Origin of the sequence: Nonomuraea sp. ZG12, assembly GCF_052068115.1 — a bacterium.
GTDB lineage: Bacteria > Actinomycetota > Actinomycetes > Streptosporangiales > Streptosporangiaceae > Nonomuraea.
The window spans coordinates 708178-726516 of sequence record NZ_JBQHCW010000001.1; the positions used below are offsets into that span (position 1 = coordinate 708178).

Sequence of the window (18339 nt, forward strand, 5' to 3'; positions counted from 1 at the left end):
GCCGCTACTTCTTCGCCTTGACCATGCCGAGCTGGATCCACACCCCGGAGGCGAGGACCCCTGAGCCGAGGCGGAGGATCTCGTCGTCGTGCGGCCAGCCGGTGAAGCGGCTGTTGTTGACGAACTGCGTGTTCACGTAGTCCCAGAGCTGGATGACCGGGAGGTCCTGGTTGGCGGCCTTGGCCAGCTGAGCCATGATCGGCTTGGCCTCCTCGGCGGTGGAGGAGTTGAGCTTGGCGGTCAGCTCCCCAGGGTTGATCTTGGTGCCATCGACCTCGATCTCCTCGGGGCCGCCCATCCAGTTGCCGGCCTTGCCCGCGGGGGAGTGCGAGACCTTGCCCGCGACGTTGGCCCAGCCGTTGGAGGCGCCGTAGAGACGCTGGAAGATGTCGTACGGCGCGGGGCCGAGCGCCATCAGCCAGAAGCCCGCGTCATACTTGCCCGCCGCCAGCTCCTCCAGGTAGAGCGGGTAGTCGGAGGTGGTTACCACCTCGGCGTCGACACCGGCCTTGATGAGCTGGCTCTTGATGTTCTCCTGGGCGGACAGCCAGTCGGAGAAGCCGGCCGGCGCGTGCATGGACATCTTCCACGGCTTGCCGTCGGCCAGCGTCCACTTGCCGTCCTTCTTGGTCAGACCGGCCGCCTCGAACTCCTCCTCGGCCTTGGCCAGGTCCGTGGCGTACGGCTCCAGCTCGCCCACCGTCTCGGGGATCCACGCCTGCGCGGCCTTCTGGTGGATGCCGCTGGTGGTGGCCGCCGCCGTGCCGCCCTCGGGCGAGGCGACCTTGGTGACCTCTTCGCGATTGATGAGGTAGGCCAGGCCCTTGCGGACGTGCACGTTGTCGTAGGGCTTCTTGGTCTGGTTGAACGCCAGGCCCACGGCCACCGGCGAGTAGCCCTTGATGACCTCGCTGCCCGGCGCCGCCTTGATCCGGTTCATCACGTCGGTGGGGGCGGCGACGAACCCGGAGTGGTCGAGCTTGCCGGCGGTCAGGTAGTTCCAGATCTGCTCGTTGCCGGTGTAGTTGAGGAACTTCACCTGGTCGGGAGCGACATTGGCGGCGTTGAAGAAGTTCTTGTTCTTGACCAGCAGAGCCTCGCCGGGGTTGACCCGCTCCAGCACGAACGGGCCGGCGGAGACGTCCTTCGGCGGCGCGAAGGTCAGCACCTTCTCGCCCAGGCCGGTGATCGTCTCGCGCGCCTTCTCGGCGTCGGCGCCCTCTTCACGGGCGGTCTTCAGGGTGTCCCAGAAGTCGGCCGGCAGCACGCTGTTCCACACGTGGGCGGGCACGACGGTGGTGTCCAGCACGCCGCGGGCGAACTTGGGGCTGGGGTTGGCCATGTCCTGGGTGATCTTCACGGTCTTGTCGTCCACGACGGTCACCTCGGCGGCCGCGCCGGCCGCGCCGGGGGTGACCGCGAAGGCGGTGCTGCCCTGGGTGTAGGCGATGCCGATGGACAGCTTGACGTCCTCGGCGGTGACCGGCTTGCCGTCGGACCACTTGGCGTTCGGCTGAAGCTTCAGCGTGATGGCCGAGTTGTCGGCCGCGAGGTCCCAGCTGGCCGCGATGCCGGGCAGAGCCACGTTGGGGTCCGTCAGATGGTTCTTGACCCATCCGATCTTCATCGCGTTGAAGGCGGAGAAGGAGTTGCCCTTGGGGGCGTACGGGTTGGCCGGGGCCGATGGCTCAAGGCCGGGCCGGTTCACGTCGATAGTGGTGAAGAGGCCGCCCCCACCGCCCGAACCGGACTGGTTGGTGGTGCCGCCGCCGCTGCAGGCCGTGACGGCGGCGAGGCTCGCCAGCGTCACTACCGCTGCTAGTCGCTTCATGTACCGCTCCGGGGAAGTTCGGACTTGATGAGGATCTGTCGGGGTTGACCGGACCCTACGGTCAGGGGCAGGGCGCGTCAATAATCTCCAGTGGTTGTGAGGTTAATGTAACTTTCCTTCATGGCCCTGCTGGATGACGCTTCTCTCCACGCTGCGTGCCCTCAGCTTACGTGCATGACGGCAGCGCCTTTGACCTGGTCATTGGACAGATCTGTCAGGGCTTGGTCAACGTCCTCGAAGGCGTAGGAAACGCTGCGCACCACGGGCGGATGCGTACGCACCAGGTCCAGGTAGGCCCGGCCGTCCTCGCGGGTGTTGGCGGTGACGCTGCGCAGCGTCCGCTCCTGGAACAGGTGGCGGTCGTAGTTCAGCGACGGGATGTCGGTCAGATGGATCCCGGCCACGGCCAGCGTGCCGCCACGGTCGAGCGCCTCCAGCGCGGCGGGCACCAGGTCGCCGCTGGGCGCGAACAGGATGGCCGCGTCCAGCGGCTCCGGCGGCCGGTCCAGCGCGGAGGCGGCGCCCAGCTCCAGTGCCAGCTCGCGGTGCGCGGGCGAGCGGGTGACGACGTGCACGACGGCTCCCCGCGCGATCGCGGCCTGCGCGGTCAGGTGCGCGGACGCGCCGAAGCCGTACACCCCCAGCCGGCCGCCCGGCGGCAGGTCGCAGCGCAGCAGCGCCCGGTAGCCGACGATCCCCGCGCACAGCAGCGGCGCCAGCCGCCCGGCCGGCACGTCCTCCGGGAGCGGGTACACGTACGCGGCGGGCGCCGTCAGATACTCGGCGAAGCCCCCGTCGGCGTCCCAGCCGGTGTAGGTGGAGCGGGGGCAGAGGTTCTCGCTGTCGCGCAGGCAGTAACGGCAGCTCCCGCACGTCGAGCGCAGCCAGGCCACCCCGACGCGGCCCCCGTCGCTCCCGCCGGGCCGCACCACGCGCCCGACCACCTGGTGGCCGGGCGTCGTCAGTGGCCTGCGCGGAGCCAGATCCCCTTCGGCCAGGTGCAGGTCGGTCCGGCACACGCCGCACGCCTCGACGCGCACCAGCACCTCACCGGGCCGGGGGACCGGCACCGGCCGCTCCACGATCCGCAGCGGCCGGGACCCCATCGGCCCGGGCCGGTCAACCGCCCAGGCCCGCATCGGCAGCGCCGAGCCGCGTGTGCGCGAGCGAGGCGTAGAGCGCGGCCCCGTCCGGCAGCACCGCGTCGTCGAACAGCGCCTCGGGGGAGTGGTTGTACGCCGCCGTCTCCGGATCGAGGTCCGGCGGGCAGGCGCCGAGGAAGACGAAGGCGCCCGGCACCTCCTCCAGCACGTACGAGAAGTCCTCCGAGCCCATGACCGGCTGCGGCGTGACGAAGTAGCGGCCGGGCCCGAACAGCGCGTCCGCCGTCCGCCCGGCGAAGCCGGCCTCGGTGGGGTCGTTGACCGTCACCGGGTAGCCCATCCCGAACGACGCCTCCACACCCAGCCCGTGCGCCGCCGCGACGCCCTCCACCAGCTCCACCAGCCGCCGCTTCACCAGCACCCGGTTGCTCTTGCTGAAGGTGCGCACCGTGGCCTCGAAGCGCGCCTCGTCCGGGATGACGTTGTCGGTAGACCCGGCGTGGAAGCTGCCCACCGTGACCACGACGGGGTCGAACACGTCGAATGTCCTGGTCACCATCGACTGCAGCCCCGCGACCATCTCGCAGCCCGCCTGGATCGGGTCCTTGGCCCGGTGCGGGCTGGAGCCGTGCCCGCCGCGCCCCTTGACCGTCACGGTGAACACGTCGGCCGCCGCCATGATCGGGCCGGGCCGCGAGGCGAACATCTTCGGCGGCAGCATCGAGGAGACGACGTGCATGCCGTAGGCGGCGACCGGAGGCGTGCCCGTCACGGTCAGCACCCCCTCGTCGATCATGTGCTTGGCACCCTCATACCCCTCCTCGCCCGGCTGGAACATGAAGATCACGTCCCCGGCCAGCTCCTCGCGCCGGGCGCTCAGCAGGTGCGCGGCGCCCGCCAGCATCGCCGTGTGCAGGTCGTGCCCGCACGCGTGCATCCGCCCCTCGATCTGGGAGATGTACGGCAGCTCGTTGCGCTCGGCGACGGGCAGCGCGTCCATGTCCCCGCGCAGCAGCACGGCGGGCCCTGGCCGGCCGCCCCGCAGGACGGCGGTGATCGAGCTGAGGCCGGCTCCGAGGCTGATCTCCAGCGGCAGCCCGTCCAGGGCCGAGAGCACCTTCTCCTGGGTGCGCGGCAGCGCCAGGCCCAGCTCCGGTGTGGTGTGCAGCGAGTGACGCAGCTGGATGAGCTCGTCCCGCATGTCCTGCGCGGATTCGGTGAACGACATGAAGAACATTGTTCACGTACCAGGTGGGAAGTCGATATGCCTCGCTCGGTACGATGGGCCGCGTGACCGACCGCAGGCGGATCGACTACTGGCTGTCAGACATGGACGGCGTCCTCGTGCACGAAGGGCGGCCGGTGCCCGGGGCCGACACCTTCATCAAGCGGCTCAGCGAATCGGGCATGCCCTTCAGAGTCCTGACGAACAACTCCATCTACACCCAGCGCGACCTGTCGGTGCGGCTGGCCGGCGCCGGCCTCGACGTGCCGGCCGACTCCATCTACACCTCGGCGCTGGCCACCGCGCAGTTCCTCGACGACCAGCGTCCCGGCGGGTCCGCCTACGTGATCGGCGAGGCCGGGCTGACCACCGCGCTGCACGCCGCCGGCTACGTGCTCACCGACCTCGACCCCGACTACGTCGTGCTCGGCGAGACCCGCACCTACAGCTTCACCCAGATCACCCGCGCCATCCGCCTCATCGACGCGGGCGCCCGCTTCATCGCCACCAACCCGGACCCGATCGGCCCCTCGACCGAGGGCTCGCTGCCCGCCTGCGGCGCCGTCGCCGCCATGATCACCCGGGCCACGGGCGTGGAGCCGTACTTCGTCGGCAAGCCCAACCCGCGGATGATGCGCAGCGCGCTCAACGAGATCGGCGGCCACAGCGAGACCACCGCCATGATCGGCGACCGGATGGACACCGACATCGTCTCCGGCATGGAGGCGGGCCTGTTCACCATCCTCGTGCTCACCGGCGTCACTCAGCGCCAGGAGATCGACCGCTTCCCCTACCGCCCCTCCCTGATCGTCGACTCCGTCGCCGACCTGATCGATATGGTCGAACCCGCAGGACGCTGACCAGCGAAAGTGATTGTCTGGCAGCATGACCCGTATCTACCTCGAACTAGGGACGAAGAAGGTCTTCGCCTGCTCCCTGGACTGGCCCGGCTGGTGCCGTCTGGCCAAGGACGAACAGGCCGCGATCGAGCGGCTGGCGGACTACGCGCCGCGCTACCGGGTGATCGCCGAGCGGGCCGGGCTGGCCTTCGAGCCCGGCGATCCGGTGGTGGTCGCGCAGGTGAAGGGCGGCGACATGACCGACTTCGGCGTCCCCTACGAGGTCCCGGAGCTGGACCTCCAGCCGTTCGACGAGGCGACGGCACGGCGTGAGGTGACGCTGCTGCGGGCCGCCTGGCAGCTGTTCGACGAGGTGGCCGCCGTCGCGCCGGAGGAGCTGCGCAAGGGCCCGCGCGGCGGCGGGCGCGACCTGACCAAGATCGTGCACCACGTGCAGGACTCCGAACGTGCCTACGCCCGCAAGGTCGGCGTCAAGCATCGGCCTCTGAGGTCCCGCGAGGACCGGGAGGCGATGCGCGCGGAGCTGGCCGAGGTGCTGTCACGCGCCTGGCAGCCGCCGCTGGAGACCGGCTGGCCGCCGAGCTACGCCAGGCGCCGGCTCGTCTGGCACGTCATCGACCACCTGTGGGAGATCGAGGACCGGCGATGAGCCTCGGCAGGGCCGTGATGTGGACCGACAGGTAGGCCGCCACCGCCTCGGGGACGAGGTGGCGTGAGGTGATCTCCGACTCCGCCAGCGGGAGCCGCTCCACCTCGTAGACGCCGCGCGCGGGGTCCTCGAACTCGGGGCCGTGCCGCAGCGCCGGATCCATCGACAGCAGGCGGCATCCGTACACGTGCTGGACCTTGACCTCGCCCTGCCACGGGTAGCTGACCGTGGTCAGCGGGGTCACGGCGGAGACGGTCGCGCCGAGCTCCTCCAGGAGCTCGCGGTGCAGCGTGTGCTCCAGGGTCGCGTCGCCGGGCTCCACGTGGCCGCCCGGCACCGACCAGTAGACGTCACGGTCGGGCACGGTGCGCCGGAAGATCACCAGGCGCTCGTCCTCGTCCAGCAGAATGCCGCGGACACTGGGTCGCATACGGACCACCTTATTCGGGCTGTATCTCCTTCCGGTAATCTAACCTACGGTGCCGTAACCTTGAGGGAGAGGATCCTTGTATGGCGATGACCCAGACGCAGCTCCTGCACGAGCTGGAGCCCGTGGTGGCGGGGGAGCTCGACCGCCACGAGAAGGTGGCCAAGGAGTGGTTCCCGCACGAGTACGTCCCGTGGAGCGAAGGCCGTGACTTCGACGGCATCTACGGGGGCGAGGCCTGGCAGGAAGGCCACTCCAAGCTGCCCGAGCCCGCTCGCGTGTCGCTCGTCGTCAACCTCCTGACCGAGGACAACCTGCCGAGCTACCACCACGAGATCGCTTCCACCTTCGGTCGCGACGGCGCCTGGGGCACCTGGGTGCACCGCTGGACGGCCGAGGAGGACCGGCACGGCACCGCGCTGCGCGACTACCTGACCGTCACCCGCGCGGTCGACCCGGTCGCGCTGGAGCGGGCCCGTATGGAGCACATGCAGAGCGGCTTCATCACCGAGTACGACACGATGCTGCAGCAGCTCGCCTACGTGTCGTTCCAGGAGCTGGCCACCCGGATCGCGCACCGCAACACCGGCCGGGCCTCCGGCGACGAGGGCTGCGAGCGGCTGCTCGCACGCATCGCCGCCGACGAGAACCTGCACATGCTCTTCTACCGCAACCTGCTCAAGGCCGCCTTCGAGCTGGACCCCAACCAGACCATGCGGGCGGTGACCGACGTCGTCACCACCTTCCAGATGCCCGGCTCCAACATCCAGGGCTTCGCCCGCAAGGCGATGATCATCGCGAACGAGGGCATCTACGACCTCCGCCTGCACCTGGACGACGTGCTCATGCCGGTGCTGCGCCAGTGGGCGGTGTTCGACCAGACCGGTCTCGACGCCCAAGGGGAGCGGGCCCGCGAGGAGCTGTCGGCCTACCTGGAGAAGGCCGACGCCACGGCGGCCAGGTTCGTCACCCGGCGTGAAGAGCGTAGGGCGCGCGCCATGAAATGATTCGTCCCTATGGATGCTCCTGTCACGCTGGTCGTCGCACTTGGCGCGTTAGTGATGATCGTGGCGCTGGCCACGGCGGCACAGCGACTGCTCGGCGTCAGATTCGGGGCGATCCGCACCTTCCTGGCGGCGCTGCTGGCCTTCGCCCTGGCCGGGCCGCTGCTGTCGCCGATCCTCGGCTCGTTCGCCGGCACCGGGGTGGAGGCCGACCCCGGCATCGGGCCGATGTGGGTGCTGTTCCTCGTCGTGATGTGCGTCGTGCTCATCCCGATGGTCATCCTGGTGCTCGCCGAGGCGCTGGTGCCGCCGGGCTCGATCCCGGGACCGCTGGAGTTCTTCCGGTCGCTGCGCGGCCGGATCTCCCGCGCCAGGCGCTACTCCCAGATCACCAGGATCGCCGTCCGGCACGGGCTCGGCCCCTACCTGCGCGGCCGGGGCGAGCGCCTGGCGGACCGGCCGGGCAAGGTCCGGCTGGCCCGTTCGCTGCGCCAGGCGCTGGACGAGGCGGGCGTCACCTTCGTCAAGCTCGGGCAGGTGCTGTCCACCCGGCGTGACCTGCTGCCGGCCGAGTTCATCGACGAGCTCGGCCTTCTGCAGGACCAGGTTGCGCCGGTCCCCTGGGAGCGGATCGAGCCCGTGCTCGCCGCCGAGTTCGGCGGGCCGGTGGACAAGGTGTTCGCCGCGTTCGACACCGAGCCGCTGGCCGCCGCCTCGATCGCGCAGGCCTACACCGCGCGCCTGCACACCGGCGAGAGCGTGGTGGTCAAGGTGCAGCGGCCGGGCCTCGGCCCGACCGTGGACCGCGACCTCGACATCGTCCGGCGGCTGGCCGGCACGCTGGAGTCCAGGACCCGGTGGGGGCGCTCGCTCGGCGTGCGCGACCTGGCTGAGGGCTTCGCGGTCGCCATCAGGGAAGAGCTGGACTTCCGCGTCGAGGCGGCCAACATGGCGGCCGTCGCCGCCACCAACGGGGGCGGCGTCACCTACCCGGCCCCGGTCGGCCCGCTGTGCACCGAGCGCGTGCTGGTCATGCAGCGCCTGACGGGCGGGCCGGTGACCACGGCCTCCGCCGAGCAGGGGCCGCAGCTCGCCCGTGACCTGCTGGACTGCCTGCTCAGGCAGATCCTCGTGGAAGGCGTCTTCCACGCCGACCCGCACCCCGGCAACCTCATGCTGCTCGACGACGGTAGCCTCGGCCTGCTCGACTTCGGCTCGGTCGGCCGTCTCGACGCCGCCATCCGCTCGGCCCTGCAGCGCTTCCTGCTGGCCATGAACCGGCAGGACCCGCTCGGCGTGACCGACGCGCTGCTGGAGGTCGTGCCCCGGCCGGAGGAGATCGACGAGGCCGCGCTGGAGCGGGCGCTCGGCCAGTTCATGGCCAGGAACCTCGGGCCCGGCATGAACAGCGTCCAGATGTTCACCGACCTGTTCAAGATCGTCTCTGCGTACGGGCTGTCGATCCCGCCCGAGGTCGCCGCCGTCTTCCGGGCGCTGGCGACGCTCGAAGGCACGCTCGTACGGCTCTCGCCCGGCTTCGACCTGATCGGGGAGGCCCGCGCGTTCGCCGGCCGTCACCTGTCCGAGAAGCTCGACGGCGGCACGCTCAAGGAGGCCGCCACCCAGGAGCTCGCCGCCCTGATCCCCATGCTGCGCCGCCTGCCCCGGCGGGTGGAGCGCATCGCCAGCTCCGCCGAGCACGGCCGCCTCGGGTTCAACGTGCGCCTGCTCGCCGACGACCGCGACCGCCGCTTCGTGACCGGCCTGCTGCACCAGGTGCTGCTCACCGTGCTGGGCGCCACCGCGGGGCTGATGGCGGTCCTGCTGCTCGGCACCGACGGCGGGCCCCGGGTGAGCGACGAGCTCGACATGAGCCTGTTCGAGCTCATCGGCTACAACCTGCTGGTGATCTGCGCCATCCTCGTGCTGCGCGTGCTCGTCCTGATCTTCCGTCGTCCCCGCGACGCCGAGCCCCACGGCGCGGTGGCGTAATCCAGGGCGGCTCGGGCATAGGTCGACAAGCTCGTACATCCTCTTGACCTGTGGATGGTCTTGGACATCCACGGCATCGGGCAGGTTTCCGACTACCGGCCCGCATCCCTCGGGGGAGTCGTGGGCGCAGTGACTCCCCCCAATCGACGCCATGCAGTGCGTATGTCGTTCACTGGAACGAGAGGGAACAAGATGTGCACAACCGGATTCGCCCTTCCCTCCGCCGTGGGTGCCGGATGAGGGTCATCGGAATCGCCGCCAGCCTGCACGCGGGCTCGTACGTCAACAGACTGCTGGAGGCGGTGCGCGGTGAGCTGCCGCCCGGCGTCGGCTTCGAGGCGTGGCGGGGCCTGGGCGAGGTGCCGCCCTACGGGCCGGGTCCGGTGCCCGCCGTGGTGCGCGAGCTGATCAGCCTGGTGGAGGAGGCGGACGCGATCGTGCTCACCGCCCCCGAGCACAGCCTGCTGCCGCCCGAGCTGGATCACACGCTGTCGTGGATGTCGGCGGGCGGCGGGCTGGCGGGCCGGCACGTGGCCGTCATGTGCGCCAGCGCGCGGGCCTGCGGGGCCATGTGGGCCCAGGCGGAGCTCTACAAGGAGTTGATGGCGGCGGGAGCCGTGGTGATGGGGGCGGAGCTCGTCATCTCGCCGGTCTGCCCGCACTTCGACGACGACGGCCGGTTGTGGGCCCGCGAGCTGCGCGCCCAGGTGCGCGAGGTGATCTCCCAGCTCTGCCCGGCGCAGATCAGGGAGCCGGTCCTATCCGGGTGACAGCGCCGGCTGAGGGTGCCGGATGACGCGCCTGCTGACGGTGCCGGGTGGGGTGACAGCGGGCCTCAGAGGTCGCGGCGCAGGCGCTTGAGGTCGGAGCGGCGCTTCTTGCCGGCGATGCGGCGTTCGACCGCGCCGCGGCTCGGCTTGGTGGGGCGGCGGCGCTTGGGCGGCGGCGCGATGGCCTCACGGACGCGCTGGGCCAGCCGCTGCTCGGCCGCCTCCCTGTTGCGCAGCTGGGAGCGGTACTCGGAGGCGGCGATGGTGATCACGGGAGTGCCGAGCCGCTCCAGCGCCCTGGCCTTCAGCGCCGGGGAGAGCGCGGTGCTCGCCGCCACGTCGAAGGTGAGCTCGACCCGGCTGTCGGTGGTGTTGACGCCCTGGCCGCCGGGGCCGGATGAGCGGGAGAAACGCCAGACGAGCTCGGCGTCGGGGATGACGACCGAGGCGTTGACGACCAGCGGGCCGGGCATGGCAAGGTGCTCCTGATCCTGAAATATCCCTCGTAAGTGAGTCTCACCGTATCTGTACGACATATGCGGTGAGCAACAGCATTTCCGTATACAGCCACCTGTGCGGGAGAGTTCAGCTTGACGGCCGAACCCGAGCGGCGTATGCCAATATCGCGCGGAAACTACGGGGCGGAAGACCTTTCAGGCAGGGAGTCACTGTGGCGGGCAGTACGGCGGGCATCGTCGGCGTGCACGGGATCGGCAAGTACAACTACTACCTCGACGCCGGCCGCTCGGTCGCCGGGGCGGCGGAGGCGATGCGCCTCAAATGGGACCGCTACCTGCACGCCTCCCTCGGCGGACAGGCGCGCGACTACTTCAGCGAGGTGGCGTACTTCTCCCACCTGCTCGCGGAGGACGAGGGCGGCGACGATCCGCGGCGGGTCGCGGCGATGGAGGCGTCCACCCAGCAGGTGCTCGCCGGTTGGGCCGCCAACCTGGGCTTCGGCGAGCACTTCACGGGAGCGCTCAGGTCGTTCACCGGCTGGCTGCTGACCAGGCTCGACCGCAGGTCGGCGGCGTTCGCCGAGCTGTTCGCGCCGGAGGTGGCCGTCTACCTGGCCGACCAGGAGAAGCGGGAGCAAGCTAGGCAGGCCGTAGCCGAGGTTATCCGGAAAAATCAGCCTAAAGTCGTGATCGCGCACTCCCTGGGCAGCGTCGTCGCCTACGAGACCTTCTGGGCCCACCCGGAGCTCGAGGTCGACCTGCTGCTCACCCTCGGCAGCCCGCTCGGCATGCGCAACGTCGTCTTCGAGCGCCTGCTGCCCGCCCCCATCAACGGCCGGGGCGAGCGCCCCAAGGGCGTGCGGCGCTGGGTGAATATCGCCGACAAGGACGACATCGCCGCCATCCCGCCCGCCCTGGCGGGCAGCTTCACCGGCGTCGACGTCGAAGAGCTGGTCAACCTGGACTGGATCGACTTCCACACCGCCGAGAAGTACCTCGGCTGCCCGGCCCTGCACCCGCATCTGCGACCATTCCTGGGGTGAACTGGATCCTCCTGGACTACGGCAACGTCCTGTCCCTCGGCCAGCCCGCCGCCGACGCCGAGGCGATGGCCCGCGCGGCCGGTGTCGGCCCGGCGGTGTTCGACCAGCGCTACTGGCAGCACCGCCTGGCCTTCGACGCCGGCTCCCTGACCCCGGCGGACTACTGGTCGCTGGTGGCCGGCAGGCCGGTGACCGGCGCCGAGCTCGACGGCCTGATCGCGATGGACGTGGCGAGCTGGGCCCACCCCGACGAGGGCACGGTCGCCCTCCTGGACGAGCTCCTGACCGCCGGCCGCGACGTCGCCCTGCTGTCGAACGCGCCCGCCTGCGTCGCCGACGGCCTGGACGAGCTGCCCTGGATCGCCGCCATCCCGCGCCGCTTCTACAGCGCCAGGATGGGCCTGGTGAAGCCGGACCGGAAGATCTACGAAGAGGTGGCGCGGGAGCTCGGCGCCGACCCCGCCGACGTCGTCTTCGTCGACGACCGCCCGGAGAACGTCGCGGGCGCCGAGGCGGCGGGCATGACCGGCGTTCACCACACCGGCGCCGAAGCCCTGCGCGAGGCTCTGAGACGACGCTGAGACGCCGAGACGACGCTGAGAGGGGACCTGGCGGCCTCCTGAGGCCGCTGAGCGGGAAGGGGACGGCCTCCGCGGCTGCTCGGCGAGGACGACTGACGCTGTTCACCTGCCCTTGACCCCGCTGTCATGGCCGGGTCGGAGGGGCCGGACATACCTGGAGCATGGACCGCAGATCCTTCCTCACGGCCGCGGGCGCCGGGCTCGTCCTGCCCGCCCCGCTGACCGGAACGCGCCCAGCCTCCGCCTCCTCGCGAACCCTGCGAGCCGACCCGTTCACGCTCGGCGTGGCCTCAGGGGACCCCGGCACCGACGGGTTCGTGCTCTGGACCCGCCTGGCGACCGACCCGCTCGGCGGCGCCGGCCGCGGCGGCATGCCTTCCCGCGACGCCGACGTCGACTGGCAGGTCTCCACCGACGAACGCTTCTCCAAGATCGTCAAATCCGGTACGGTCCCCGCCCGCGCGCGCGACGCCCACAGCGTCCACGTCGAGGTGTCCGGCCTGCAGCCGGGGCGCGAGTACTTCTACCGCTTCCGGAGCGAGGGCCGGCTGTCGCCCGAGGGACGCACCAGGACCACCCCGGACGCGCGCTCCCAGACGCCGCTCGCGTTCGCCGTCGCCGCCTGCGCCCACTACGAGCACGGCTACTACACCGCCTACCGCCGCCTCGCCGAGCAGGAGCCTGACCTGATCGTGTTCCTCGGCGACTACATGTACGAGTACGGCCCCAGCGGCTACACCGCGCTGGCCGGACGGGTCCGTACGCACACGCCGGGCAAGTGCGCCACGCTCGCCGACTACCGGCTGCGGCACGCCCAGTACAAGAGCGACCACGACCTCCAGGCGGCGCACGCGGCGGCCCCGTGGCTGGTCGCCTTCGACGACCACGAGGTGGAGAACAACTGGGCCGGCCCGGTCTCCAGCACCGGCGCGCCGGCCTTCGAGCGGCGCAGGGCCGCCGCCTTCCGCGCCTACTACGAGAACATGCCGCTGCGCCGCGCCACCCTGCGCGGGGCCGGGCTCAACCTCAACAGGCGCGTCTCCTGGGGCTCCCTGGCGCGCTTCCACCTGCTCGACACCCGCCAGTTCCGCGACGACCAGGCCTGCGACGACGGTGTGCGCGGCGGCTGCGACGAGCGGCTGTCCACCGACCGCACCCTGCTCGGCGCCGGCCAGTGGCGCTGGCTGGAGGAGGGGCTGCGCGGCTCCGGCACCCGCTGGAACCTGCTCGGCCAGCAGATCATCATGACCCACCGCGACTACAAGCGCGGCCCTGGCCGGGAGGTGAACCTGGACTCCTGGGACGGCTACGCTCCCGAGCGCACCCGCCTGATGGAGTCGCTGTCGCACACCGCCAACCCGGTCGTCCTCACCGGTGACGCGCACATGCACCACCTCGCCGACCTCAAGGCCGACTTCGACGACCCGGACTCGCCCGTGGTGGCCAAGGAACTGGTGGCCACGTCGATCGCCAGCGACGGCGACGGCTACCGGGACAAGACCTGGATCGCCGAGTCGATCGCGGAGAACCCGCACATCTCCTACATCGACCAGCGCCGGGGCTACATCATGGCACGCCTCGACCGCGACGAGCTGTCGGTGGACTTCCGCACCCTGGACCGCATCTCCCGCCGGGGCGACCGGGCCCGCACCTCGCACCGGGTCACCATCCCGGCCATCACGGGCCCGGCCGCCGCCGGTGCTCAGCCGAGCGCGTAACCGTACAGCCCCTCACCGGTGCCGAGCCGGCGGGCCTTGCCCGGCCGCAGCCCCGCGCGCGCCCCCGGCTCACGCGCCCCCGGCACGTACGTCACCACGCCCTTGTCGGGCGCCGCCACCACCAGCCCGTAGAGCGGCGGCCGCTTCGACAGGGCCTGGTAGCCGCCGGAGGCGCGCAGCGCCGACACCGAGGACCCCTTGCCCTTGATCAGCAGGTCCCCGTGCCGTGTCAGCCCACCGGCGGGCGCCGCCGCCAGCACCTGGACGGCGTTCTCGCCCGGCACCCCGACGGCCAGCTCGTCGTCGCCGTCGCCGTTGAAGTCCCCGGCGGCCAGTGACGCGCCGAACCGGTCGTAGTAGCGTGGCGTGCCCTTGAGCAGCCGCTGCGTCCACATCTCCGACCGGGCGCCGCCCAGCCCCCGCCTGGTCCCGTACAGCACGTGCAGGGCGCCGTCGCCGTAGTCCATGGCGCGCTGGTTGGCGGTCAGCCCCTCGCCGGGGACGCCGATGACCAGGTCGTCGCGGCCGTTGGCGTCGAAGTCGCCGGTCGTGAGCGCCGCCCCGAAGGCGTCCCACTTCTCCGCGGAGCCGCCGATCCCCGGTGAGCTCTGCGTGATCCGGAGCGCCGACTCACGCCGCAGGTCCAGCACGGTCGCCGAGCCCTGCCCGTCCATCGTCACGCTGTCGGACGGCGCGCCGACCACCAGCTCGTCGCGCCCGTCGCCGTCGAAGTCGCCGGTCGCGACCGCCTCGCCCCACTGGTCCGTCATCCGCGCCGTCTGCCGCACCCAGCGCGTCTTCTGCGTGATCTGGTACGGCTTACGCCCCTTCATCCAGTAGAGCGTGACGCCACCGCCGGAGCGGAGCCCGGGAGCGCCGACCGCGAGCTCGTCCCGGTCGTCCCCGTCGAGGTCGCCGGCCGCCAGCGACGCGCCGAACCGGTCGCTCGACGGCTTGGCCAGGGCGAGCTCCTTGCCGGGCCGCAGCCCGCCGGTCGACCCGTGGTAGAGCTGGACGACGCCGTTGCCGTCCGCGCCCGGCACCCGATCGCCCGCGAACTCCTCCGGCACCCCCACGGCCAGGTCGGAGCAGCGGTCCCCGTCGAAGTCGCCCACGGCCAGCGCCGCCCCGAACGCGTCGCCCGGCTCGGGCTCGTCCTGGGTCAGCTTCACCCGCTCCCCAGAGCCGTACAGAATCGTCACCGAACCGGCCCGCCGGTCGTCGTACGGCGCGGCCACCGCCACGTCGGGGCGGCCGTCGCCGTCGAAGTCCGAAGGCCCGCCGCCGCACTGAGCGGAGGGTGACTGTGTCGTACCGGTCAGAAGGGGGAGGATCAGAACAGCGGCAAGCGGTACGTTCATACCTCTAGTAATTTCCGGGCCGACCGAACAGTGTTTAAACGCTGCAGGAACGTGCCACGATAGGCGCGTGCACATCGATCTCGCAGATCTGGATTTCTGGCGTAAGCCCCCGAAAGAACGTCGCGAAGCGTTCGCCAGTCTCCGGCAGCGGGAGCAACCGGTGTTCTTCCCGGAGAAGAAGGTGCCGCTCCTCCGGTCAGGGTCCGGCTTCTACGCCCTGGTCCGGCACGCTGACGTGGTCGAGGCCAGCCGTAACGCCGCGGTCTTCTCCAGTGAGCCGGCCGCCACCAACCCGGAGCCGCCCTCCTGGGTCAAGCAGGTGTTCGGCGAGTCCATGGTCAACATGGACGACCCGCGGCACGCCCGGCTGCGCCGGATCGTCACGCGCTCGTTCAGCCCGAAGATGCTCGCCGGCCTGCAGTCCGACATCGACGACGCGTGCGCGGGCATCGTCGACGACGTGATCAAGGACGGCCCGCGCGACTTCGTCACCCAGGTCGCGGCCCGGCTGCCGATCCACGTCATCTGCGACATGCTGGACATCCCGCAGGCCTGGCGGGCCAAGGTCCACCAGCACGTCGACGTCTCCACCGCCTACACCGGCGTCCGCACCAGCCTGGCCCGCACCGTCCAGCTCGCCGGCCAGAACATGCTGGCCCTGCTCGCCCTCCAGCGCATGGTGATCAAGCTGGGTCAGGAGCGCGCCGCCGACCCCAAGGGCGACCTCGTCTCGCTCCTGGTGACCGCCAACCCCGACGGCGAGAAGCTCAGCGACCGCGAGCTCGGCTCGTTCTTCTCGCTGCTGCTGGTCGCGGGCAACGAGACCGCCCGCAACACCATGGCCCACGGCATCAAGCTCCTCACCGACAACCCGGCGCAGCGCGAGCTCCTGATGAGCGACTTCGACGCCCACATCGGCAACGCGATCGAGGAGATGGTCCGCCACGTCTCACCGATCATGCAGTTCCGCCGCACCCTGACCAGGGACTACGAGCTGCGCGGCCTGGAGCTGAAGAAGGGCGACAAGGTCGTGCTCTTCTACGGCTCGGCCAACCGCGACGAGACGGTCTTCCCCGACGCCGACGCCTTCGACATCACCCGCGACACCAAGCCGCATGTCGGCTTCGGCGGTCCTGGCCCGCACTTCTGCCTGGGGGCCAACCTGGCCAGGCAGGAGATGCGGGCCATGTTCCGGCAACTGCTGACCCGGCTGCCCGACATCCGCTCGGTCGGCGAGCCCGAGCTGCTGGTGTCCAACTTCGACAACAGCGTCCGCAGTCAGGCGTTCACGTTCTGAGGGTCCAGGACGTTCGTCGTGACCGTGACGACCGTGATCAGCGCCGCCACCCCCATCATGGCCGCGCTGATCAGCATGGCCGTCCTGAACCCGGCGTCGAACACCGGCGCGTTCTGGAAGGCGTCCCCGACCAGCCCCACCACAGGCGGCACGGCGGCCACCGCGAGCAGCCCGCCGGTCCTGGCCACCGCGTTGTTCACGCCACTGGCCGTACCGGCGTAACGATCGTCGGCGCTGGCCAGCACGGTCGCGGTGAGCGGCGCCACCACCGCTGACAGCCCCAGCCCGAACACCGTCGCCGAGGGCAGCACCAGCAGCAGGTACGACGCGTCAGGACCGATCGTGCTCATCCAGAGCAGCCCCACGCCCACCAGCAGGATGCCGCCCGTCATCGGCCAGCGCGGCCCGACGCGCTTGGCGAGCTCCCCGGCCCGCGCCGACAGCAGCAGCATCAGCAGCGTGGCGGGCAGCAACGCCGAGGCCGCCGCGACCGGCGAGAACCCGGACACCACCTGCAACTGCACCGCCAGCAGGAAGAACGCCACGCCCATCGCGCCGTACATGATCAGTGTGACCACGTTCACGGCCGTGAACACCCGATCGCGGAACATCCCCACCGGCACCAGCGCGTCAGGCGACCTGCGCACTTGCACCACCACGAACGCCACCCCCAGCAGGATGCCCGCGATCAGCGGCGCCGGCGCGTCGAACTGGATCAGCCCGTAGGTGACGCCGGCCAGCGACAGCGCGGCCAGCAGCGAGCCCAGCACGTCGAAGCGGCCCGTTACCAGCTCGTCCCTGCTCTCCGGCACATGCCTTGCCGTGACCAGCACGACCAGCACCGCGAACGGCAGATTGATGAGGAACGCCCACCGCCAGCCGATCGTCTGCACCATCATCCCGCCGAGCAGCGGCCCGACCGCGCTCGCCACTCCGCCCAGCCCCGACCAGACGCCGATCGCCCGCGGCCGGTCACCCCGGTGGAAGGAGGCCTGGATGATCGCCAGCGAGCCCGGTGTCAGCAGCGCGCCGCCGACGCCCTGCAGGGCGCGCGCGGCGATGAGGAACTCGATGTTCGGCGCCATCCCGCAGAGCGCCGAGGCGAGCGCGAACCAGATCGTGCCGATCAGGAAGACCTTGCGCCGGCCGTAACGGTCGCCGAGAGAGCCGCCCAGCAGGATCAGCCCGGCGAGCGTCAGCGTGTAGGCGTTGACGGTCCACTGCAGGCCGGCCATGCCGGCGTTGAGCTCGGTACCGAGAAAGGGCAGGGCGACGTTCACCACCGTGCTGTCGAGCATGGCGAGACCGGACCCCAGCACGGTGGCAGCCAGAATCCACCGGCCTTGTGCTGATTTGAGCTCTATGTGACCGTTTGCCATGAGGGCAATCCTGCCACCCCAGGGGGATGGCCCTCAGGCGGGTGGTGCGCCCAGGGCGCGTAGGACGAACGCCGACACCAGCTCGGTGGCCCGGTCGACGGTCACCGCCCCGCTGATCAGCGGCACCCGCTCCGCGCCGATCAACGCCATGATCATGCGCGCGGTGGCGGCCACGTCGAGCACCTGGAACTCACCCGACGCGGCACCGCTGTCGAGGATGTCGATCAGGATCCGCTGCATGGGCGCCACGTGCTCGGCCAGCTGCTGGTAGGCGGCGGGCCCCAGGGCCGCGCTCAGGTCGGCCGCGCCCGGATGCGGATGCGCCAGCAGCCCGTCGAGCTGCAGCCGCACGAACACCCGCAGCCGATCGGCCGGCGAGGCGCCCTCGGGCAGGCCCTGCTCGTAGCTGTCGATGAAGTAGCGCGTCACCCGCTCGGTGAACGCCAGCAGCAGCGCCGCCTTGTCCGGAAAGTAGTTGTACAGGACGGTCCTGGTGATCCCGGCCTCGTGCGCCACGTCCGTCAGCGAGATCGTGTCGATGCCCTGCACCCTCGACAGCCGCGAGACCGCCTGCAGGATGCGGTCACGCGTCTGGGCGCGGTGCTCGCCGATGGTGGCTGCGGAGATCCGGGGCATGGCTT

At 70.8% G+C, this 18339-nt stretch carries 17 protein-coding genes; 9 read left to right on the plus strand and 8 right to left on the minus strand.

All coding sequences use genetic code 11. From position 1 onward, the window contains the following. Positions 1–4: 4 nt before the first annotated feature. The 3 genes from ACTMTF_RS03325 to ACTMTF_RS03335 all read right to left on the minus strand — a co-directional run bounded on the left by ACTMTF_RS03325 (position 5) and on the right by ACTMTF_RS03335 (position 4162). A complete protein-coding gene (locus ACTMTF_RS03325; protein ID WP_441109146.1) occupies positions 5–1831 on the minus strand; it encodes an ABC transporter substrate-binding protein in 1827 nt (608 codons plus the stop codon). 161 nt (positions 1832–1992) lie between these two features. Beyond that, entirely contained in the window at positions 1993–2970 is a 978-nt protein-coding gene (locus ACTMTF_RS03330) for a zinc-dependent alcohol dehydrogenase family protein (RefSeq protein ID WP_441109147.1), read from the minus strand. After that, positions 2951–4162, minus strand: a complete 1212-nt coding sequence (locus tag ACTMTF_RS03335) for a M20 metallopeptidase family protein (protein ID WP_441109148.1) — start codon at positions 4160–4162, stop codon at positions 2951–2953. The genes ACTMTF_RS03330 and ACTMTF_RS03335 overlap by 20 nt, the downstream gene beginning before the upstream one ends. A gap of 53 nt (positions 4163–4215) precedes the next feature. On the opposite strand from ACTMTF_RS03335, the gene ACTMTF_RS03340 reads away from it, so the two are divergent. Then, entirely contained in the window at positions 4216–5019 is an 804-nt protein-coding gene (locus tag ACTMTF_RS03340; protein WP_397000346.1) for an HAD-IIA family hydrolase, read from the plus strand. A gap of 25 nt (positions 5020–5044) precedes the next feature. Next, on the plus strand, positions 5045–5668 hold the full coding sequence (locus ACTMTF_RS03345; RefSeq protein ID WP_441109149.1) for a hypothetical protein: 624 nt from the start codon (positions 5045–5047) through the stop codon (positions 5666–5668). On the opposite strand, the gene ACTMTF_RS03350 is transcribed toward ACTMTF_RS03345, so the two are convergent. After that, the gene (locus ACTMTF_RS03350; protein ID WP_441109150.1) at positions 5631–6098 is read right to left on the minus strand and encodes an NUDIX domain-containing protein; all 468 of its coding nucleotides are present in this window, start codon (positions 6096–6098) and stop codon (positions 5631–5633) included. The two genes, ACTMTF_RS03345 and ACTMTF_RS03350, sit on opposite strands and share 38 nt — an antisense overlap. Positions 6099–6178: 80 nt before the next feature. Here ACTMTF_RS03350 and ACTMTF_RS03355 point away from each other — a divergent pair, with 80 nt between their 5' ends. From ACTMTF_RS03355 to ACTMTF_RS03365, 3 genes are all read left to right on the plus strand, one after another. After that, on the plus strand, positions 6179–7102 hold the full coding sequence (locus ACTMTF_RS03355; RefSeq protein ID WP_441109151.1) for an acyl-ACP desaturase: 924 nt from the start codon (positions 6179–6181) through the stop codon (positions 7100–7102). 9 nt (positions 7103–7111) lie between these two features. Next, positions 7112–9091: an ABC1 kinase family protein gene (locus ACTMTF_RS03360; protein ID WP_441109152.1), complete on the plus strand. Its 1980-nt coding sequence runs from the start codon at positions 7112–7114 to the stop codon at positions 9089–9091. A 236-nt stretch (positions 9092–9327) separates the two neighbouring features. After that, on the plus strand, positions 9328–9861 hold the full coding sequence (locus tag ACTMTF_RS03365; protein WP_441109153.1) for an NADPH-dependent FMN reductase: 534 nt from the start codon (positions 9328–9330) through the stop codon (positions 9859–9861). Positions 9862–9926: 65 nt separating this feature from the next. Here the strand turns inward: ACTMTF_RS03365 and arfB are convergent, their stop codons facing one another. Next, positions 9927–10334: an alternative ribosome rescue aminoacyl-tRNA hydrolase ArfB gene (gene arfB / locus ACTMTF_RS03370; RefSeq protein ID WP_441109154.1), complete on the minus strand. Its 408-nt coding sequence runs from the start codon at positions 10332–10334 to the stop codon at positions 9927–9929. 197 nt (positions 10335–10531) lie between these two features. Here arfB and ACTMTF_RS03375 point away from each other — a divergent pair, with 197 nt between their 5' ends. The 3 genes from ACTMTF_RS03375 to ACTMTF_RS03385 all read left to right on the plus strand — a co-directional run bounded on the left by ACTMTF_RS03375 (position 10532) and on the right by ACTMTF_RS03385 (position 13661). Continuing rightward, a complete protein-coding gene (locus ACTMTF_RS03375; protein ID WP_441109155.1) occupies positions 10532–11362 on the plus strand; it encodes a hypothetical protein in 831 nt (276 codons plus the stop codon). Further along, positions 11359–11943, plus strand: a complete 585-nt coding sequence (locus ACTMTF_RS03380; protein ID WP_441109156.1) for an HAD family hydrolase — start codon at positions 11359–11361, stop codon at positions 11941–11943. Before ACTMTF_RS03375 ends, ACTMTF_RS03380 begins: the two co-directional genes overlap by 4 nt. A gap of 161 nt (positions 11944–12104) precedes the next feature. Continuing rightward, the gene (locus ACTMTF_RS03385; RefSeq protein WP_441109157.1) at positions 12105–13661 is read left to right on the plus strand and encodes an alkaline phosphatase D family protein; all 1557 of its coding nucleotides are present in this window, start codon (positions 12105–12107) and stop codon (positions 13659–13661) included. Here ACTMTF_RS03385 and ACTMTF_RS03390 read toward each other — a convergent pair. Continuing rightward, positions 13646–15022 (minus strand): FG-GAP and VCBS repeat-containing protein, encoded by a 1377-nt coding sequence (locus ACTMTF_RS03390; RefSeq protein WP_441109158.1) that lies wholly within the window; start codon positions 15020–15022, stop codon positions 13646–13648. The genes ACTMTF_RS03385 and ACTMTF_RS03390 overlap by 16 nt on opposite strands. A 67-nt stretch (positions 15023–15089) precedes the next feature. Between ACTMTF_RS03390 and ACTMTF_RS03395 the strand changes: the two genes are divergently transcribed. Further along, complete coding sequence (locus ACTMTF_RS03395; RefSeq protein ID WP_441109159.1) at positions 15090–16319, plus strand: cytochrome P450; 1230 nt, start codon at positions 15090–15092, stop codon at positions 16317–16319. On the opposite strand, the gene ACTMTF_RS03400 is transcribed toward ACTMTF_RS03395, so the two are convergent. Both ACTMTF_RS03400 and ACTMTF_RS03405 read right to left on the minus strand, forming a co-directional pair. Beyond that, entirely contained in the window at positions 16301–17698 is a 1398-nt protein-coding gene (locus ACTMTF_RS03400) for an MFS transporter (protein WP_441109160.1), read from the minus strand. The genes ACTMTF_RS03395 and ACTMTF_RS03400 overlap by 19 nt on opposite strands. Positions 17699–17731: 33 nt before the next feature. After that, positions 17732–18334, minus strand: coding sequence for a TetR/AcrR family transcriptional regulator (locus ACTMTF_RS03405; protein ID WP_441109161.1), 603 nt, complete (start codon positions 18332–18334; stop codon positions 17732–17734). Between the last annotated feature and the right edge of the window lie 5 nt (positions 18335–18339).

Bases quoted from the DNA above. Each gene is read 5' to 3' on its own strand.
- ACTMTF_RS03325 (WP_441109146.1), bottom strand. From the start codon at position 1,831: ATGAAGCGACTAGCAGCGGTAGTGACGCTGGCGAGCCTCGCCGCCGTC.
- ACTMTF_RS03330 (WP_441109147.1), bottom strand. From the start codon at position 2,970: ATGCGGGCCTGGGCGGTTGACCGGCCCGGGCCGATGGGGTCCCGGCCG.
- ACTMTF_RS03335 (WP_441109148.1), bottom strand. From the start codon at position 4,162: ATGTCGTTCACCGAATCCGCGCAGGACATGCGGGACGAGCTCATCCAG.
- ACTMTF_RS03340 (WP_397000346.1), top strand. From the start codon at position 4,216: ATGGGCCGCGTGACCGACCGCAGGCGGATCGACTACTGGCTGTCAGAC.
- ACTMTF_RS03345 (WP_441109149.1), top strand. From the start codon at position 5,045: ATGACCCGTATCTACCTCGAACTAGGGACGAAGAAGGTCTTCGCCTGC.
- ACTMTF_RS03350 (WP_441109150.1), bottom strand. From the start codon at position 6,098: ATGCGACCCAGTGTCCGCGGCATTCTGCTGGACGAGGACGAGCGCCTG.
- ACTMTF_RS03355 (WP_441109151.1), top strand. From the start codon at position 6,179: ATGGCGATGACCCAGACGCAGCTCCTGCACGAGCTGGAGCCCGTGGTG.
- ACTMTF_RS03360 (WP_441109152.1), top strand. From the start codon at position 7,112: ATGGATGCTCCTGTCACGCTGGTCGTCGCACTTGGCGCGTTAGTGATG.
- ACTMTF_RS03365 (WP_441109153.1), top strand. From the start codon at position 9,328: ATGAGGGTCATCGGAATCGCCGCCAGCCTGCACGCGGGCTCGTACGTC.
- arfB (WP_441109154.1), bottom strand. From the start codon at position 10,334: ATGCCCGGCCCGCTGGTCGTCAACGCCTCGGTCGTCATCCCCGACGCC.
- ACTMTF_RS03385 (WP_441109157.1), top strand. From the start codon at position 12,105: ATGGACCGCAGATCCTTCCTCACGGCCGCGGGCGCCGGGCTCGTCCTG.
- ACTMTF_RS03390 (WP_441109158.1), bottom strand. From the start codon at position 15,022: ATGAACGTACCGCTTGCCGCTGTTCTGATCCTCCCCCTTCTGACCGGT.
- ACTMTF_RS03400 (WP_441109160.1), bottom strand. From the start codon at position 17,698: ATGGCAAACGGTCACATAGAGCTCAAATCAGCACAAGGCCGGTGGATT.
- ACTMTF_RS03405 (WP_441109161.1), bottom strand. From the start codon at position 18,334: ATGCCCCGGATCTCCGCAGCCACCATCGGCGAGCACCGCGCCCAGACG.